At 67.1% G+C, this 17,625-nt stretch carries 18 protein-coding genes; all 18 read left to right on the top strand.

What is annotated here, in order from left to right:
- The coding region (rho, locus tag ON21_RS05870; RefSeq protein ID WP_039796333.1) for a transcription termination factor Rho at window positions 1–1,389 on the top strand (1,389 nt) is incomplete at its 5' end.
- Between the two features lie 634 nt (window positions 1,390–2,023).
- Window positions 2,024–2,254, top strand: coding sequence for a 50S ribosomal protein L31 (gene rpmE / locus ON21_RS05875; RefSeq protein WP_039796334.1), 231 nt, complete (start codon window positions 2,024–2,026; stop codon window positions 2,252–2,254).
- 81 nt (window positions 2,255–2,335) lie between these two features.
- Window positions 2,336–3,406, top strand: coding sequence for a peptide chain release factor 1 (gene prfA, locus ON21_RS05880; RefSeq protein WP_039796335.1), 1,071 nt, complete (start codon window positions 2,336–2,338; stop codon window positions 3,404–3,406).
- A gap of 25 nt (window positions 3,407–3,431) precedes the next feature.
- Window positions 3,432–4,310, top strand: coding sequence for a peptide chain release factor N(5)-glutamine methyltransferase (gene prmC / locus ON21_RS05885; protein WP_039796336.1), 879 nt, complete (start codon window positions 3,432–3,434; stop codon window positions 4,308–4,310).
- Between the two features lie 378 nt (window positions 4,311–4,688).
- Window positions 4,689–5,357 (top strand): L-threonylcarbamoyladenylate synthase, encoded by a 669-nt coding sequence (locus ON21_RS05890; RefSeq protein WP_039796349.1) that lies wholly within the window; start codon window positions 4,689–4,691, stop codon window positions 5,355–5,357.
- Complete coding sequence (locus ON21_RS05895) at window positions 5,354–6,511, top strand: glycosyltransferase family 4 protein (RefSeq protein ID WP_039796337.1); 1,158 nt, start codon at window positions 5,354–5,356, stop codon at window positions 6,509–6,511. Before ON21_RS05890 ends, ON21_RS05895 begins: the two co-directional genes overlap by 4 nt.
- A gap of 11 nt (window positions 6,512–6,522) precedes the next feature.
- Window positions 6,523–6,978: a Cg1360 family ATP-synthase-associated protein gene (locus tag ON21_RS05900; protein ID WP_039796338.1), complete on the top strand. Its 456-nt coding sequence runs from the start codon at window positions 6,523–6,525 to the stop codon at window positions 6,976–6,978.
- A 291-nt stretch (window positions 6,979–7,269) separates the two neighbouring features.
- Window positions 7,270–8,097: a F0F1 ATP synthase subunit A gene (atpB, locus tag ON21_RS05905; RefSeq protein WP_086006367.1), complete on the top strand. Its 828-nt coding sequence runs from the start codon at window positions 7,270–7,272 to the stop codon at window positions 8,095–8,097.
- A gap of 78 nt (window positions 8,098–8,175) precedes the next feature.
- A complete protein-coding gene (locus ON21_RS05910) occupies window positions 8,176–8,424 on the top strand; it encodes an ATP synthase F0 subunit C (protein WP_039796339.1) in 249 nt (82 codons plus the stop codon).
- A 5-nt stretch (window positions 8,425–8,429) separates the two neighbouring features.
- Window positions 8,430–8,990 carry a F0F1 ATP synthase subunit B gene (locus tag ON21_RS05915; protein ID WP_039796340.1) on the top strand — a complete coding sequence of 187 codons (561 nt, stop codon included), beginning with the start codon at window positions 8,430–8,432 and terminating at the stop codon, window positions 8,988–8,990.
- Between the two features lie 19 nt (window positions 8,991–9,009).
- Window positions 9,010–9,819, top strand: coding sequence for a F0F1 ATP synthase subunit delta (locus tag ON21_RS05920; RefSeq protein ID WP_039796341.1), 810 nt, complete (start codon window positions 9,010–9,012; stop codon window positions 9,817–9,819).
- A gap of 54 nt (window positions 9,820–9,873) precedes the next feature.
- Window positions 9,874–11,511, top strand: a complete 1,638-nt coding sequence (gene atpA, locus ON21_RS05925; protein WP_039796342.1) for a F0F1 ATP synthase subunit alpha — start codon at window positions 9,874–9,876, stop codon at window positions 11,509–11,511.
- 126 nt (window positions 11,512–11,637) lie between these two features.
- Window positions 11,638–12,609 carry a F0F1 ATP synthase subunit gamma gene (locus tag ON21_RS05930; protein WP_039796343.1) on the top strand — a complete coding sequence of 324 codons (972 nt, stop codon included), beginning with the start codon at window positions 11,638–11,640 and terminating at the stop codon, window positions 12,607–12,609.
- 78 nt (window positions 12,610–12,687) lie between these two features.
- Window positions 12,688–14,136 (top strand): F0F1 ATP synthase subunit beta, encoded by a 1,449-nt coding sequence (gene atpD, locus ON21_RS05935; protein WP_039796344.1) that lies wholly within the window; start codon window positions 12,688–12,690, stop codon window positions 14,134–14,136.
- Window positions 14,137–14,156: 20 nt separating this feature from the next.
- Window positions 14,157–14,534, top strand: a complete 378-nt coding sequence (locus ON21_RS05940) for a F0F1 ATP synthase subunit epsilon (protein WP_086006369.1) — start codon at window positions 14,157–14,159, stop codon at window positions 14,532–14,534.
- A gap of 254 nt (window positions 14,535–14,788) precedes the next feature.
- Window positions 14,789–15,211, top strand: coding sequence for a DUF2550 domain-containing protein (locus ON21_RS05945; protein ID WP_039796346.1), 423 nt, complete (start codon window positions 14,789–14,791; stop codon window positions 15,209–15,211).
- Between the two features lie 58 nt (window positions 15,212–15,269).
- A complete protein-coding gene (locus tag ON21_RS05950; RefSeq protein WP_039796347.1) occupies window positions 15,270–15,851 on the top strand; it encodes a cob(I)yrinic acid a,c-diamide adenosyltransferase in 582 nt (193 codons plus the stop codon).
- 214 nt (window positions 15,852–16,065) lie between these two features.
- Window positions 16,066–17,325 (top strand): UDP-N-acetylglucosamine 1-carboxyvinyltransferase, encoded by a 1,260-nt coding sequence (gene murA / locus ON21_RS05955; protein WP_039796348.1) that lies wholly within the window; start codon window positions 16,066–16,068, stop codon window positions 17,323–17,325.
- Window positions 17,326–17,625 lie beyond the last annotated feature (300 nt).

The following is a 17,625-nucleotide window of genomic DNA, read 5'->3' on the forward strand; positions in this document are numbered from 1 at the left end:
GAGCGCCGTCGCGAGCGCGGCCAGGGCGAGCGCCAGAGCGAGCGCGGCCAGGGCGAGCGCCAGAGCGAGCGCGGCCAGGGCGAGCGCGGCCAGCAGAGCCAGAACGGCAGCGCGGGCGGCCGTGGCGGCGACGACGAAGAGGGCGGTCGCGGACGGCGCGGGCGTCGCTTCCGGGAGCGCCGTCGTGGGCGTGACCGCGACGGTGGCGGCGGCGAGTCGCGCGAGCCGGAGATCCGCGAGGACGACGTCCTCCAGCCGGTCGCGGGCATCCTCGACGTGCTGGACAACTACGCCTTCGTCCGCACCTCGGGCTACCTGGCCGGACCGAACGACGTCTACGTGTCGATGAACCTGGTCCGCAAGAACGGCCTGCGCCGCGGTGACGCGATCACCGGCGCGGTGCGCGCTCCGCGCGACGGCGAACAGTCCAACCAGCGCCAGAAGTTCGATCCGCTGGTGCGGCTGGACACGGTCAACGGCGGCGACGTCGAGGCGGCCAAGCGCCGTCCCGAGTTCGGCAAGCTCACGCCGCTGTACCCGAACCAGCGCCTGCGGCTGGAAACCCAGCCGAACAAGCTGACCACCCGCGTGATCGATCTGATCATGCCGATCGGCAAGGGGCAGCGCGCCCTGATCGTGTCGCCGCCGAAGGCCGGTAAGACCACGATCCTGCAGGACATCGCGAACGCGATCGCGACCAACAACCCCGAGTGCTACCTCATGGTGGTGCTGGTCGACGAGCGTCCGGAAGAGGTCACCGACATGCAGCGCTCGGTGAAGGGCGAGGTCATCGCCTCGACCTTCGACCGTCCGCCGTCGGACCACACCTCGGTCGCCGAGCTCGCCATCGAGCGCGCCAAGCGCCTGGTGGAGATGGGCAAGGACGTCGTCGTGCTGCTCGACTCGATCACCCGGCTCGGGCGCGCGTACAACAACTCCTCGCCCGCTTCGGGCCGAATCCTCTCCGGTGGTGTGGATTCCACCGCGCTGTACCCGCCCAAGCGGTTCCTCGGCGCGGCCCGCAACATCGAGAACGGCGGCTCGCTGACGATCATCGCCACCGCCATGGTGGAGACCGGTTCGACCGGTGACACGGTGATCTTCGAGGAGTTCAAGGGCACCGGTAACGCCGAGCTCAAGCTCGACCGCAAGATCGCCGAGCGGCGGGTGTTCCCCGCGGTGGACGTCAACCCGTCCGGTACCCGCAAGGACGAGCTATTGCTCAGCCCCGACGAGGCGGCGGTACTGCACAAGCTGCGCCGCGTACTGTCCGGCCTGGACTCGCACCAGGCGATCGATCTGCTGATCGACCGCCTGAAGAAGTCGAAGAACAACCTCGAGTTCCTGATGCAGGTGAGCAAGACCGCGCCGGGCGCGCTCGACGAATAGGCCGGTCCGTCTCCGCGGACTGATGGCAACGGCCGAAAGGGTCCCGCTGAGGCGGGACCCTTTCGGCGTCTGGGGAGCGAAGAACGCGAGGCCGACCATGGCCGCGCCGCCGATCAGGAAAGCGAGGATCAGCGCGCAGGGTCCGACGTCGGGATCGTGGGCGGCGGATTCCGAGGTGTGCACATACACGGCGTTCTTCGGTGCGGTGTAGTTCGAGGTCTCGGGAAGCGCGGATACACCGATGGCGACCGAGAGAGTGAGTAGAACGAAAATCGCGGCCGCGATCCGGATGTTCACGGGGTCTCCTTCCTGTCTCGGCACGCCGATGTGCACCAGGTCTGCAACTCTATGAACGAATTCGTTCATATTCGTGAGTAGCGGACTACCCGACTTCAGGGTCCCGGAGGCGGCGCGGATCAGCGTGCCCGAACTTCCAGGGGCGCGAATGGTAGGGGAGTACCTGGGGCGGGAACAAACCGGTCGCCGGGGGCGTTTTGGGAGCGTAACGGCAGTTCTGGCATACTGAACGGTCGTTGCGTCTGCTCAGGTGAGCAGAGCTCCCGCCTAGTCGGTTCCGGTTCACGCTTCGCGCGTTCGCGCGGGCGACCCGGCGACCACAATCGAGAGGACATCCATGAAGGCAGGAATTCACCCGACGTATGTCGACACCACGGTCGTGTGTGGTTGCGGCAACACCTTCCAGACTCGCAGCACCAAGGAGTCGGGACACATCACCGTCGAGGTCTGCTCGCAGTGCCACCCGTTCTACACCGGCAAGCAGAAGATCCTCGACACCGGTGGCCGCGTGGCCCGCTTCGAGGCTCGCTACGGCAAGCGTGCAGGCAAGAAGGCCGACGCCAAGTAGCTTCCCCGCCGACGCCCGGTCCTGCTGCGCAGGCCGGGCGTCGGTGTTTTGTATGGACAGCTACCAGGAGAAGGAAGCACTGTGACGCAACCGTCCGCCATCGACGACATTCTGGCCGAGTACGCCGGCTTGGAGACGCAGCTGGCCGATCCGTCGCTGCACAACGATGCGGGCGCCGCGCGCCGGGTCGGCAAGCGATTCGCCGAACTGGCCCCGGTCATGGCCACCTATCGCAAGCTGGAGACGGCCCGCGGCGACTTGTCCGCCGCTCAGGAACTCGCCGCCGACGACTCCGCGTTCGCCGCGGAGGTCCCGGATCTGGAACGACAGGTCGAGGAACTGGAACAGGCCCTCGCCGACCTGCTGGCTCCGCGCGACCCGCATGACGGCGACGATGTCGTGCTCGAGGTGAAGTCCGGCGAAGGCGGCGAGGAGTCCGCGTTGTTCGCCGCCGACCTGGCCCGTATGTACGTGCGGTATGCCGAGCGCCACGGCTGGAAGGTCGAGATCCTCGACGCCACCTTGTCCGACCTGGGCGGATACAAAGAGGCGACGTTGTCGATCAAGAGCCGCGACGCGGCGCGCGACGGTGTCTGGTCGCGGTTCAAGTTCGAGGGCGGTGTGCACCGGGTGCAGCGCGTCCCGGTGACCGAATCGCAGGGCCGCATCCACACCTCGGCCGCGGGCGTGCTGATCTACCCGGAGCCCGACGAGGTCGAAGAGGTGCAGATCGACGAGTCCGATCTGCGCATCGACGTGTACCGCTCCTCCGGCAAGGGCGGTCAGGGCGTCAACACCACCGATTCCGCGGTGCGCATCACTCATCTGCCCTCCGGCATCGTGGTCACTTGCCAGAACGAGCGTTCCCAGTTGCAGAACAAGGCGCGCGCCATGCAGGTGCTCGCGGCGCGTTTGCAGGCACTGGCGGAAGAACAGGCCGATCAGGAGGCGGCCGCGGGCCGGGCCAACCAGATCCGCACGGTGGACCGATCCGAGCGCATCCGCACCTACAACTTCCCGGAGAACCGGATCACCGACCATCGGATCGGCTTCAAGGCGCACAACCTCGACGCCGTGCTGGACGGGGAACTCGACGCGCTGCTCGACGCTCTGGGGAAGGCGGATCGCGAAGCGCGTATGGCCGCGGAATGATCGTCGTTCGGGCAGAGTCGGTGTCATGTCCACGAGCCGAGTAGCGCTGCGCCCCGTCATCAACGACGCCATCGAGACGTTGCGGACCGCCGGGGTGCACAGCCCGCGGGCCGACGCCGAACATCTCGCCGCGCACGTCCTCGGCGTGGAGCGGACCAGGCTGGTGCTGACGCCGCTCGTCCCGCCCGGCAAGTTGGACGAGTACCGCGAGTTGGTCGCCCGCCGGGCACGGCGAATCCCGTTGCAGCACTTGACCGGAACGGCCGTGATGGGTGCGCTCGATCTCGCGGTGGGCCCCGGCGTCTTCGTGCCGCGCCCGGAGACCGAGTTGCTGTACGCCTGGGCGCTGGCGCAGTTGGAGGCGCTGCCGCACGATCACACGCCGATCGTCGTCGACCTGTGCACCGGATCGGGCGCGCTGGCACTGGCCCTCGCGCACGCGCGCCCCGATGCCGAAGTGCACGCCGTGGAACTCGATCCCGCCGCGCAGGTCTGGGCCCGGCGCAACGCCGACGACCGGATCGCCGCGGGCGATACCCCGATCACCCTCTACGCCGACGACGCCACCGATCCCGGCCTGCTCACCGACCTGAACGGCCGGGTGGACATCGTCGTGTCCAACCCGCCCTACATCCCGGAGGGCGCAGGTCTCGACCCCGAAGTGGCCGACCACGATCCGTCCATCGCCCTGTTCGGGGGCCCGGACGGCCTGTCGGTCATCCGCGGCATGATCCCGAACATCACCCGGCTGCTGCGCCCAGGCGGCGCCACCGCCATCGAGCACGACGACACCAACGGCTCCGGCGTAGCCGCCCTCCTCACCGCCACCGGAGTTTTCACCGACGTCGTCGAACACCCCGACCTGGCAGGAAAACCCCGCTTCGTCGCCGCCACCCACACGTGAGGGAGACTTCCGCGCGGTTCCTCGCGTGGGGCACCTCCGCACGGCACTGTGCGCTGCCGGACGGAGGGTTTGCACTCGGCGACTATGGCGTGCGCGGCACTGTATAGCTGGCCAACGGCACGGCCCGCGCTCGAGACGATCGCGAGCGCGCCGCGTATTGCACCGAGCCGCAAAGGCCGCATCGAGGATGCTCCCGATGCGCGGCGACAGCCGCCGCATCCCAGGTGACGACAGATTTCGTACGCACATGGGTAACTCGCCGGGCACGCCGAGAACTCGCTCGGCACCCGACGCAAGACCTCAACGCAACTCTCGTTTCACCCCACTAGTACGGCCTGAATACGCGGAGAGGCGGGGGAGCATGCCAGGATGGTTGCCGTGAGTACCGTCTACGACTGCGCGGATCCCGACTCGCGCGCCGCCGGACTGTCCGCAGCCACCAGCGCCCTGAAATCCGGACGTCTGGTCGTGCTGCCCACCGACACTCTGTACGGGCTGGGCGCCGACGCGTTCGATTCGGCCGCAGTGAGCTCGCTGCTCGCGGCCAAGCGCCGTGGCAGGGACATGCCGGTGCCGGTGCTCGTCGGTTCCTGGCACACCATCGACGGCCTGGTGTTCTCGGTGCGCCCGCAGGCGCGCGAGCTGATCCGGGCGTTCTGGCCCGGCGGCCTGAGCCTCGTTGTGCAGCAAGCGCCTTCGCTCGCCTGGGATCTCGGCGACACCCGCGGGACGGTGATGCTGCGGATGCCGCTGCACCCGGTCGCGCTCGAGCTGTTGCGTGAGGTCGGTCCGCTGGCGGTGTCCAGCGCCAACGTGTCCGGGCAGCCGCCGGCGAAGACCGCCGCCGAGGCTCGCGATCAGCTCGGCGATCTGGTCGGCGTCTATCTCGACGGCGGACCGGCCGAACACGCGGTCGCCTCCACCATCGTCGACCTGACCGCCGATCAGCCGCGCATCCTGCGCGTCGGCGCGGTGTCCGTCGCCGACATCGCCGAGGTGCTCGGCATGTCGCCCGAAGCGCTCAGCGGCGCCGCGCAGCTCGGATGATGGGTTCGAGCGCCGTCGTCCCGCTCCGGGAGCTGCTCGTCGTGCTGCTGATCTCCGCGGTGGTGACGTTCCTGGCCACCGGCGGGGTGCGGGTGCTGGCGATCGGCTTCGGCGCGGTGGCCGTGCCGCGTGACCGGGACGTGCACGTCAAGCCGATTCCGCGGATGGGCGGCGTCGGCATTTACATCGGTGTGGTCGCCGCGGTGCTGTTCGCCCACCAGCTGCCCGCGCTGCGCAGCGGCTTCGACTACAAACCCAACATCCCGATCGCCGTGCTGGTGGCGGCCACGATCATCGTGCTGGTCGGCATCGTCGACGACCGCTGGGGACTCGACGCGCTGACGAAGTTCGCGGGCCAGGTGACCGCGGCGGGCGTGATGGCCGTCATGGGTCTGGGCTGGTACGTGATCTACAACCCGTTCAGCAACACCACGGTGGTGCTGGACGGATTGCAGGGCGGCCTGGTCACGGTCGCGGTCACCGTCACCCTGGTCAACGCCATGAACTTCGTCGACGGTCTGGACGGCCTCGCGGCGGGCTTGGGACTGATCGCGGCACTGGCGGTTTTCGTGTTCTGCCTCGGGCTGATGAACGAGCAGGGCGGCTCGGTCGACACCTACCCGCCCGCGCTGCTTGCCGCCGCGCTCGCGGGCGGCTGCCTCGGATTCCTGCCGCACAATTTCCAGCCGGCGCGCATATTCATGGGCGACTCCGGCTCGATGTTGATCGGATTGATGCTGGCCGCGGTCTCGACCGGCGCCTCGGGGCGAATCCCGCTGCAGGGATACGGCCCGCGCGACATCGTCGGTCTGCTTTCTCCGCTGTTGCTGGTCGGCGCGGTGATGTTCATTCCGGTGCTGGACCTGTTGCTCGCCATTGTGCGCCGGGTTCGCGCGGGCGTGAGTTTCTCGACGCCGGACAAAATGCACTTGCATCATCGCTTGCTGCAGATCGGTCATTCCCATCGCCGCGTGGTGTTGTTGATCTATTTGTGGGTCGGTGTGCTCGCCTTCGGCGCCGTCGGCACCTCGCTGATGGATCGCAGGCTGGTCGTGTTGCTGATGGCGGGCGGGCTGGTTTCAGCGTTGGTGATCACCGCTGTTCCGGGGCTGCGGCGTGGGGACCCGGCGGGCGACGGATCGGCGTCCGGGTAAAGTCGGCGACTGTGAGCTTCACACCCGAACCCATCCCCGGCCCCGACGCGCCGCTGCGGTCCGCGCTGCGCTACGGACTGATCGGTCTGGGCGTGCTGGTGATCCTGTCGGTCGCGCTCGGCGCCGCCGTCTCGGGTGTCTCCGGCGTGTGGGGCGCGTTGCTCGGCGCCGCGATCGGCGGCGGCTTCATCCTCACCACCGCGGCCGTGGTGCTGTTCGGCGCGAAACTGCCGCCGAGCACCGCGGGCCTGGTCATGCTGGTCAGCTGGGTGGGCAAGGTCCTGGTGGCGTTGATCGTCGTCGGGATCCTGCACCGATTCGGCTTCTACGACCGGGTGGTGTTGTTCCTCACCGTGGTCGGAGCGCTGGTCATCGTGCTCGGCGCGGAGACCTACGGCGTTGTCCGGCAGAAGGTTCCGTACGTGACGACCGCCGACTCCGAACCCGCGTCCGGTACCCGCGAGTAACGAAAAACCCCCACCCCCTACACGCTGTCGTAGATGACTTGGTAAAGTGTTGGTAAGCAAGCGACCAAGTCGGGGATCAGTGAGGGGTCACCGCCGAGATCCCCTGCATGGGCCGCTATGCTTACTGCCGTGCCGGGCTCCGAGGTGTGTTCCGGTTCTGCATGTCGACGAATGTCGCCGACACACGTACAGACGCCTGGTGGATTTCGAACCACCGCACAGCTGCTGACGAACTTCGAGCCGACCTGAGTCGACCCAAATTGATCGTCAATGTCCGATCGAACCGCGGGAATGACCGTACCCGCGGCCCGAACACGGGAGAGAACGCTGAGCGTCACCACTCTGGCGGCCGAGTTCCACGCGCCGTCGCTTACCGACTTCTTCCCTCCAGCTGTGCTGTTCGAGGGAACGCCGTTCGAACTCGATCGATTGATGCTGATCCGCATTCTGATGACGGCCGTTCTCTGTGTCGTGATGGTGCTGGCATTCCGCTCGCCTCGGATCGTTCCGCGCGGCCTGCAGAATGTCGCCGAAATCGGCCTGGTCTTCGTCAAAGAGCAGATCTGTGACGAGGTCCTCGGCAAGGAAACGGGACGGAAGTTCTTCCCGCTGATCGCGACGATCTTCTTCACGGTCCTCTTTCTGAACTTCTCGGGTGTCGTTCCGGGGTTGAACATCTCGTCGAACGCCCGAATCGGCATGCCGCTGGTGCTGGCCGTCATCGCGTACCTGGCGTTCAACTACGTCGGTATCAGGAAGTACGGCTTCTTCAACTACATGCGCAGCAGCATCGTCGTTCCGAACGTTCCCCCAGCACTGCACGTGCTGCTGATTCCGATCGAGTTCGTCTCGACCTTCATCCTGCGTCCGTTCACGCTGACCGTCCGACTCATGGCGAACATGCTCGCCGGCCACATCATGCTGGTGCTGTTCTTCAGCGCGACCTGGTTCTTCCTGTTCGACGCCACCGCGTGGATGAAGGTGTTCTCGCCGTTCTCGCTGCTCGCGGGACTCGGATTCACGCTTTTCGAGCTGTTGGTCATCTTCCTGCAGGCCTACGTGTTTGCGCTGCTGACCGCCGTATACATCGGACTCGCACAGCACGCGGCCGATCACTGACCTGACCGACACAACTACCGGAAACCTGCTACACCACGCCGACCGGCGGGTGAGCAACAGAAAGGGAATGGAAGACTCATGAGCCTCGCTTACCTGGCCCAGGAAGCCGCCACCAACGAGAGCACCTTCAAGGGCCTGGGCGCCGTCGGCTACGGTCTCGCCGCGATCGGCCCCGGCATCGGCGTCGGCATCGTCGTCGGTAAGGCGATCGAGGGCATCGCGCGTCAGCCCGAGCTCCAGGGCACCATCCGCACCAACATGTTCCTCGGTATCGCGTTCACCGAGGCCCTTGCCCTCATCGGTCTCGTCGCCGGCTTCATTTTCTGATTCCGATGTACGAGTCAGTTTTGCTCGCGGCGGCGGAGGGAGAGGATGTGAATCCTCTCGTCCCCGAAACGTACGACATCGTCTGGTCGATCGTCTGCGTCGTCATCATCGCGGCCCTGTTCTACAAGTACGTGGTCCCGCGCTTGATGAAGACGCTCGACGAGCGTTCCGAGAAGATCGAAGGCGGCATCGCTCGCGCGGAAGCCGCGCAGGAAGAAGCTCAGCTCACCCTGCAGCAGTACCAGCAGCAACTGGCCGACGCCCGGCTCGAGGCCGCGCGCATCCGTGAGGACGCGCGCACCCAGGGCCAGGAGATCCTGGCGCAGATGCGCTCGGAGGCCCAGGCCGAGGCCGACCGCATCATCGCGGCGGGCCACACCCAGCTGGAAGCACAGCGCCAGCAGATCCTGACGGAGCTGCGCCACGAGGTCGGCCGCACGGCCGTCGACCTGGCCGAGAAGATCATCGGGCAGTCGGTTTCGGACGAGGCCAAGCAGGCGGCCTCGATCGACCGGTTCCTCAACGAGCTCGACCAGACCGACGCAGGCATCGGGGTCGGAAGGTAACGACGCGAAAGTGAGAAGCATGTACGCAGCGAGCCGCGAGGCCAGTGCCCGGTCTCGGGAGGCGCTTCGGGCCGCTCTGACCGGAAGCGACAGTGCTGCGGCCACGACGGGCTCGGAACTGTTCGCCGTTGTCGCCGTGCTGGACGACCAGCGTTCGCTGCGTGTGGCGCTCGCGGACGTGTCGGTGCCGGGTTCCGCGCGCGCGGAACTCAGCGAGCGGGTCTTCGGCGGCAAGGTCAGCGCTGCCACGCTGGCAGTGCTGACCACCGCGGTGGCCGAGAACTGGTCGCGCACCTCCGATCTGGTGGACACCTTGGTGTTGCTCGGCCAGGAGGCGTTGCTGGAGTCGGCGGCCCAGCGCGGCCGGATCGAAGCGGTCGAGGACGAGCTGTTCCGGCTGGGCCGGATCATCAGCGACAACCCCGACTTGGAGCAGGCGCTCTCGGATCGGTCGCAGCAGGCTTCGGCCAAGGGCGAGCTGATCCAGCGGCTGCTCGCGGGCAAGACCGAGCCCATCACCCTGACCCTGGCGGAGCAGGTGGTGACCAGGCAGCGGTCGGGCATCAGCGCCGCCTTCGACGAGCTGTCCGACCTCGCGGCGGCGCGCCGCGATCAGATCGTCGCGCACGTGCGCGCCGCGATCGGGCTCACCGAGCAGCAGCGCGACCGGCTGGCCGCCTCGCTGCGGCGGATCTACGGCAAGGCGACCACAGTGCACATCCAGGTCGACCCGAGTTTGCTGAGCGGAGTCGTGGTGCGCGTCGGTGACGACGTGATCGACGGCAGCGCCATCGGCCGACTGGAGAAGATGCGCAGGGCCCTGACCTAGCGCGCTTCCACCACCCCCGACATTCCAGACCCAGACAGCGAGAGCAGGAAGAACATGGCGGAGCTGACGATCTCCTCCGACGAGATCCGTAGCGCGATCGAGAGCTACACCAAGAGCTACACCCCCGAGACCTCCATCGAAGAAGTCGGTGTGGTCACCGACACCAGTGACGGCATCGCGCACGTCAGCGGCCTGCCTTCGGCGATGGCCAACGAGCTGCTCGAGTTCCCGGGCGGCGTGCTCGGCGTTGCGCTGAACCTCGAGGACCGTGAGATCGGCGCGGTCATCCTCGGCGAGTTCGCCGAGATCGAGGAGGGCCAGGAGGTCCGCCGGACCGGTGACGTGCTCTCGGTTCCGGTCGGCGACAAGTTCCTCGGCCGCGTGGTGAACCCGCTGGGCCAGCCGATCGACGGCCTCGGCGAGATCGAGTCCGAGGAACAGCGCGTGCTCGAGCTGCAGGCCGCCACCGTGCTGGAGCGCCAGCCGGTCGAGGAGCCGCTGGCCACCGGCATCACCGCGATCGACGCGCTGACCGCCATCGGCCGCGGCCAGCGTCAGCTGATCATCGGCGACCGCAAGACCGGCAAGACCGCGGTCTGCATCGACGCGATCCTGAACCAGAAGGCCAACTGGGAGACCGGCGACCCGACCAAGCAGGTGCGCTGCATCTACGTCGCCATCGGCCAGAAGGGCTCCACCATCGCGGGCGTGAAGGCCGCGCTGGAGCAGCACGGCGCGCTGGAGTACACCACCATCGTCGCCGCCCCGGCCTCCGACTCCGCCGGCTTCAAGTGGCTGGCCCCCTACACCGGCTCGGCCATCGGCCAGCACTGGATGTACCAGGGCAAGCACGTGCTCATCGTGTTCGACGACCTGACCAAGCAGGCCGAGGCCTACCGCGCCATCTCGCTGCTGCTGCGTCGCCCGCCGGGCCGCGAGGCCTACCCCGGTGACGTCTTCTACCTGCACTCCCGGCTGCTGGAGCGTTGCGCGAAGCTGTCCGACGAGCTGGGCGCCGGCTCGATGACCGGTCTGCCGATCATCGAGACCAAGGCCAACGACATCTCGGCGTTCATCCCCACCAACGTCATCTCCATCACCGACGGCCAGGTGTTCCTCGAGTCCGACCTGTTCAACAAGGGTGTCCGCCCGGCGATCAACGTCGGTACCTCGGTCTCCCGCGTCGGTGGCGCCGCCCAGACCAAGGGCATGAAGAAGGTGGCCGGTTCGCTGCGCCTCGAGCTGGCGCAGTACCGCGAGCTGGAGGCGTTCTCCGCCTTCGCCTCCGACCTGGACGCGGCTTCGCTGGCTCAGCTCGAGCGCGGCGCCCGCTGGGTCGAGCTGCTCAAGCAGGACCAGTACTCGCCGGTGCCGGTCGAGGACCAGATCATCTCGATCTACCTGGTCGACCGTGGCCACTTCGACTCGATCCCGGTGGCCGACATCCGCCGCTTCAACGCCGAACTGCTCGAGGAGCTGCACCGCAGCGCCGCCGACGCGTTCAAGGCGATCGAGGGCGGCAAGGTGCTCGACGGCGAGGCGGCCGAGCAGATCGAGGCGGCCACCAAGAAGTTCCTTGGCACCTTCCTCACCTCGGACGGCACCCCCGTGGTGAACGAGGCCGAGGCGGGCCAGCTCGACCACGAAGAGGTCGAGTCCCTGTCGGTTACCCGCAAGCACGTCGAGAAGTAACGCGAGCCGGCAAATGCGCTATTCGATCCGCGGCATGCGCGCCGGGCACGAGGGTGGCAGCGACCACCTCGTGCCCGGCGGATGCCGCCAATCCCACGCAGCGAATGAAGGGAGTGTGAACCGCTGATGGCAAGCTTGCGTGAATTGCGCTCCCGCATTCGTGGTGTGAATTCGATCAAGAAGATCACCAAGGCCCAAGAGCTGATCGCGACCTCGCGCATCTCCAAGGCCCAGGCCAGGGTCGCGGCCGCGAAGCCGTACGCGGAGGAGATCACCAAGGTCCTCAGCGAGCTGGCGAGCGCGTCGAAGAACCTGTCGCATCCGCTGCTGACCGAGCGCGCCAACCCGCGCCGGGCGGCCGTGCTGGTGATCACCAGTGACAGCGGCATGTGCGGTGGCTACAACTCGAACGTGCTCAAGCGCGCGGAAGAGCTGATGACCACCCTGCGCGACGAGGGCAAAGAGCCGGTGCTCTACGTCATGGGCAACAAAGGCCTGACCTACTACGCCTTCCGCAATCGCTCGTACGTGTCGGCGTGGACCGGGTTCTCGCAGCAGCCGAAGTACTCCGATGCTTCGTCCGCCTGCCACCACTTGGTCGACGCGTTCATGGCCGGCTCCGAAGGCGCGGTGCCCGCTCCGAACGGGACGGGTGACATCGCCGGTGTCGATGAGCTGCACGTCGTGTACACCCGCTTCGTCTCGATGCTGACGCAGACCCCGGAGGTGCGTCGGTTGGCGCCGATCCAGGTGAGCTACGTCGACGAGAACTTCGACCTGGGTGAGGACATCGTGTCGGATTCACCGACCGCGGACGTCCACGCGCAGTACGAATTCGAGCCCGACGCCGATGTGCTGCTGGCGGCGCTGCTGCCGAAGTACGTCAACACGCGCATCTACGCGTCGTTGCTCGAGGCAGCGGCATCCGAGTCAGCGGCTCGGCGCACCGCAATGAAGGCCGCCACCGACAACGCCAACGAACTCGCGAGCGTGCTCCAGCGCGAGGCGAACTCGGTGCGCCAGGCCCAGATCACGCAGGAAATCAGCGAAATCGTCGGCGGCGTCAACGCGCTGGCGTCGAGCTCGGACCGCGACTAAGCGCCACACGCGGCCTGAGCGACGGGCACGTAGAAGGCCCCCGAAGGCCGCACATCGACACGGAGAGAACCAACACCAATGACCGCAGCTGTCACTCAAGACAACACGAGCCGGACCGGCGGCGCCGCAGGGCGCGTCGTCCGGGTCATCGGCCCCGTCGTGGACGTCGAGTTCCCGCGCGGAGCCATTCCCGAGCTGTTCAACGCTCTGCACGCCGAGATCACCCTGACCTCGGTGGCCAAGACCCTGACCCTCGAGGTCGCCCAGCACCTCGGCGACAACATCGTGCGCACCATCTCGATGCAGCCGACCGACGGCCTGGTCCGCGGCGCCACCGTCACCGACACCGGTAAGCCGATCTCGGTGCCGGTCGGTGACGTGGTCAAGGGCCACGTCTTCAACGCCCTCGGCGACTGCCTGGACACCCCCGGCCTCGGCCGCGAGGGCGAGCAGTGGGGCATCCACCGCAAGCCGCCGTCGTTCGACCAGCTCGAGGGCAAGACCGAGATCCTGGAGACGGGCATCAAGGTCATCGACCTGCTCACCCCGTACGTGAAGGGTGGCAAGATCGGTCTGTTCGGTGGCGCCGGTGTCGGCAAGACCGTTCTGATCCAGGAGATGATCACCCGTATCGCGCGGGAGTTCTCCGGCACCTCGGTGTTCGCCGGCGTCGGCGAGCGCACCCGTGAGGGCACCGACCTGCGCCTGGAGATGGAGGAGATGGGCGTCCTCCAGGACACCGCCCTCGTGTTCGGCCAGATGGACGAGCCGCCGGGCACCCGTATGCGCGTCGCCCTGTCGGCCCTGACCATGGCCGAGTACTTCCGCGACGTGCAGCACCAGGACGTGCTGCTGTTCATCGACAACATCTTCCGGTTCACCCAGGCCGGTTCCGAGGTGTCGACGCTGCTCGGCCGCATGCCCTCTGCCGTCGGTTACCAGCCCACGCTGGCCGACGAGATGGGTGAGCTGCAGGAGCGCATCACCTCGACCCGTGGTCGGTCCATCACCTCGCTGCAGGCCATCTACGTGCCCGCCGACGACTACACCGACCCCGCTCCGGCGACCACCTTCGCCCACCTCGACGCGACGACCGAGCTCTCCCGCCCGATCTCGCAGAAGGGCATCTACCCGGCCGTCGACCCGCTGACCTCGACCTCCCGCATCCTGGAGGCCTCGATCGTCGGCGACCGGCACTTCCGGGTGGCCAACGAGGTGAAGCGGATCCTGCAGAAGTACAAGGAACTGCAGGACATCATCGCCATCCTCGGTATGGACGAGCTGTCGGAAGAGGACAAGGTGCTCGTCGGCCGCGCCCGTCGTCTGGAGAAGTTCCTCGGCCAGAACTTCATCGTGGCCGAGAAGTTCACCGGGCAGCCGGGTTCGGTCGTGCCGCTGGAGCAGACCATCGACGACTTCGACCGCGTCTGCAAGGGCGAGTTCGACAGCTACCCGGAGCAGGCCTTCAACAGCTGCGGTGGTCTCGACGACGTCGAGGCGGCCGCGAAGAAGATCCTCGGAAAGTAGTCACGATGGCGACCGAGTCCATTAACTACATGTCAGTCGATCTCGTCGCGGTCGAACGACTGCTCTGGTCCGGCCAGGCGACGTTCGTCAGCGCGCAGACCACCGAGGGCCAGATCGGCATCATGGCAGGCCATGAGCCGCTGCTCGGCCAGCTGGTCGAGGGCGGCACCGTGACGATCGTGGACACCGACGGTCAGCGGGTCGTCGCCGCGGTGCACGGCGGCTTCTTCTCGGTGACCGCGAACTCGGTTCGGGTGCTCGCCGAGTCGGCGGAATTCGCCGACGAGGTGGACGTCGAGGAGGCCCGCCGGGTGCTGGCCGACTCCGACGCCAGCGAGGAGCAGCAGCGGGCCGCGCAGGCTCGGGTGCGCGCGGTCGAGCAGACCGCGAACGCGTAGCAACAACCTGTCATCGAAAACGATCGCTGTCGGCGGTGAAGCTTCCTTCACCGCCGACAGCGTCTTTCAGGCGAGTCGGACACGGCCGGGGCATTTGTAAACTCGGGGCCGTGATTGAATGACCGCACGCGGTGTGAGCATCGGGCTCGAAGGCGAAAGCCTGCGAAACCACTAGAAGCTCGTACACCGCCAAGCGATTGCCGTGTGGACGACACGGCGGCGGAGCGAAGGGACGTACGGCATTGCAAACCGGGATGGTTCTGCTGATCATTCTGGTGCTCACGCTCGTGTTCCTCGCCCTGGCTTCGACTTACCGCCTGATCATGTTGCGGCGCGGCGGAACCGCCGCGATCCTGCGTGTCCTCCCCGCTCGCGGCGGTCAGGGGTGGCGGCACGGACTGATCCGCTACGACGAGGATCGTCTCGTCTTCTTCAAACTCACCAGCCTGAAGCTCGGCCCGGACTCCACCATTCGACGTCAGGGCATCGAGATCGGCGATCGCCGCGGCCCACGCGGCGACGAATACGACATCATGACCGATGACATCGCCGTGATCGCGGTGTCCGACCGCGCCGGCGACTTCGAGTTGGCCCTGGATCGCGACTCCTTGACCGCCTTTCTTTCCTGGGTGGAGTCCCGCCCCTCCGATCGCACCCGGCGGATGCCGGGCCTGTAGGTCCCGGTCCCACGGCTATCGGCGGCCTCGCGCAGGCCGCGCCCGTTAGGGTTGTGCTGTGAGCGTGCATTTGACCCGGATCTACACCCGGACCGGAGATGACGGGACAACGGGATTGAGCGACTTCTCCCGGGTCGCGAAGACCGACCCACGCTTGGTCGCCTACGCCGACTGCGATGAGACGAACGCCGCCATCGGCGTCGCGATCGCGCTCGGCGGCCCGGACGACCCGATGCTCGCGGTGCTGCGGCAGATACAGAACGATCTGTTCGACGCCGGGGCCGACCTGTCCACGCCCGTGGTCGCGGAGCCGAAATACCCGCCGCTGCGGGTCACCCAGTCCTACGTCGATCGGCTCGAGGCATGGTGCGACGAGTTCAACGCCGGGCTGCCCGCGCTCGATTCGTTCATCCTGCCGGGCGGTACGCCGCTGGCGGCCCTGCTGCACACCGCGCGTACGGTCGCCCGCCGCGCGGAGCGCTCGGCCTGGGCGGCGATCGAATCCCACCCGGAGGACACCAACGTGCTGCCGGCCAAGTACCTCAATCGCCTCTCGGATCTGCTGTTCATCCTGAGCCGGGTGGCCAACCCCGGCGGCGATATCCTGTGGAAGCCCGGCGGAGAACGGCCGAGCGTCTGATCGCGTAGCACCTGAGGCGAGTACCCGAGCGATCCCTGGGTATGGCCGACAAGGTGACGAGACCACCTCGTCGATCGCAGTACGCCCATCCCGCGGCACTCGCTCGAACGGCGAAAACGTCCGGAGGCGAGGGGAGTCGTGGAGAGGCGGCACCGTAGTGCGCCGCCCCAACTATCCTTGCACCAACAGTGCGCCGAATACGCGGAGAGGCGGCATGGAACGGTTTTTGGTTACCGGCGGAAATCGACTCGTCGGTGAGGTCACGGTGGGGGGCGCCAAGAACAGCGTCCTCAAACTGATGGCCGCTGCGCTGCTGGCCGAGGGCACCACCACGATCACGAACTGTCCGGACATCCTCGACGTGCCGCTGATGGGTGATGTCCTCCGTGGTCTCGGCTGCGACGTGACCATCGACGGCGGGGTCGTCACCATCACCACGCCCGCCGAACCGAAGTACCACGCGGACTTCCCGGCCGTGACCCAGTTCCGCGCGTCGGTGTGCGTGCTCGGTCCGCTGATGGCGCGGTGCAAGCGCGCCGTCGTCGCGCTGCCCGGCGGTGACGCCATCGGCTCCCGTCCGCTGGACATGCATCAGGCCGGTCTGCGCCTGCTCGGCGCGACCAGCGAGATCGAGCACGGCTGCGTGGTGGCCAAAGCCGACGAGTTGCAGGGCGCGCGCATCCGTCTCGACTTCCCCTCGGTCGGCGCGACCGAGAACATCCTCATGGCGGCGGTGCTCGCCGAAGGGGAGACGGTCATCGACAACGCCGCGCGCGAACCCGACATCGTCGACCTGTGCAACATGCTCGTCCGGATGGGTGCGCGGATCAGCGGCGCGGGCACCTCGGTGCTCACCATCCAGGGCGTCGAACGTCTCCATCCCACCACGCACCGCGTGATCGGGGACCGCATCGTCGCCGCCACCTGGGGTATCGCCGCCGCGATGACCCTGGGCGACATCCGCGTCACCGGTGTGAACCCCAAGCATCTGTCCCTGGTGCTGGACAAGCTGCGGTCCGCGGGTGCGCGCATCTCGTTCGAGCAGGACGGCTTCCGGGTGGTCCAGGCCGAGCGTCCGCGCGCGGTGAACTTTTCGACCCTGCCGTTCCCCGGTTTCCCGACCGACTTGCAGCCGATGGCCATCGGGCTCGCGTCCATCGCGGATGGGACCTCGATGATCACCGAGAACATCTTCGAGGCGCGCTTCCGGTTCGTGGAGGAGATGATCCGGCTCGGCGCCGACGCACGCACCGATGGCCACCACGCGGTGGTGCGCGGGATCCCGCGGTTGTCGAGCGCTCCGGTGTGGTCGTCGGATATCCGGGCCGGCGCCGGTCTGGTGCTCGCGGGCCTCGTCGCCGACGGGACCACCGAAGTGCACGACGTCTTCCACATTGATCGCGGATATCCGAATTTCGTCGAGCAGCTGCAGGCGCTGGGCGGCGATGTAACGCGCGTCGGCGTCACGGATTGAGCGCCGCAGCGTTCGGGTCGGTGGCGAGTTACGAAAAGCGTTCCTGAAAACGCGGGCTGACCAGGTGATTTGACATGGTGCACGCAGACACGTAACTTATTCCAAGTCAGAGCGACACGGACACCGACCCGGGGCCGAGGAGCTGAGCGGAAACGCTGAGCGAGAGGTCAGGGAAACGAGGTAGGACGAGGAGCGCCTGGCGATCACACTAGCTCGAACGAGACCCCAGTTTGCAACTGGGTTCACGGCTGAGCTAAGCTGGAAAAGTTGCTTCACCGATCAATCGGCTCAAACCGGGCG

Origin of the sequence: Nocardia araoensis NBRC 100135 (assembly GCF_000308435.1) — a bacterium.
GTDB classification, from domain to species: domain Bacteria; phylum Actinomycetota; class Actinomycetes; order Mycobacteriales; family Mycobacteriaceae; genus Nocardia; species Nocardia araoensis.

What these genes read in the sequence shown, in the direction of transcription:
- rpmE (WP_039796334.1), top strand. Translation starts at nt 2,024, where the DNA reads ATGAAGGCAGGAATTCACCCGACGTATGTCGACACCACGGTCGTGTGT.
- ON21_RS05910 (WP_039796339.1), top strand. Translation starts at nt 8,176, where the DNA reads ATGAGCCTCGCTTACCTGGCCCAGGAAGCCGCCACCAACGAGAGCACC.
- ON21_RS05915 (WP_039796340.1), top strand. Translation starts at nt 8,430, where the DNA reads ATGTACGAGTCAGTTTTGCTCGCGGCGGCGGAGGGAGAGGATGTGAAT.
- murA (WP_039796348.1), top strand. Translation starts at nt 16,066, where the DNA reads ATGGAACGGTTTTTGGTTACCGGCGGAAATCGACTCGTCGGTGAGGTC.
- prmC (WP_039796336.1), top strand. Translation starts at nt 3,432, where the DNA reads ATGTCCACGAGCCGAGTAGCGCTGCGCCCCGTCATCAACGACGCCATC.
- atpB (WP_086006367.1), top strand. Translation starts at nt 7,270, where the DNA reads ATGACCGTACCCGCGGCCCGAACACGGGAGAGAACGCTGAGCGTCACC.
- atpA (WP_039796342.1), top strand. Translation starts at nt 9,874, where the DNA reads ATGGCGGAGCTGACGATCTCCTCCGACGAGATCCGTAGCGCGATCGAG.
- atpD (WP_039796344.1), top strand. Translation starts at nt 12,688, where the DNA reads ATGACCGCAGCTGTCACTCAAGACAACACGAGCCGGACCGGCGGCGCC.
- ON21_RS05930 (WP_039796343.1), top strand. Translation starts at nt 11,638, where the DNA reads ATGGCAAGCTTGCGTGAATTGCGCTCCCGCATTCGTGGTGTGAATTCG.
- ON21_RS05920 (WP_039796341.1), top strand. Translation starts at nt 9,010, where the DNA reads ATGTACGCAGCGAGCCGCGAGGCCAGTGCCCGGTCTCGGGAGGCGCTT.
- ON21_RS05895 (WP_039796337.1), top strand. Translation starts at nt 5,354, where the DNA reads ATGATGGGTTCGAGCGCCGTCGTCCCGCTCCGGGAGCTGCTCGTCGTG.
- ON21_RS05945 (WP_039796346.1), top strand. Translation starts at nt 14,789, where the DNA reads ATGGTTCTGCTGATCATTCTGGTGCTCACGCTCGTGTTCCTCGCCCTG.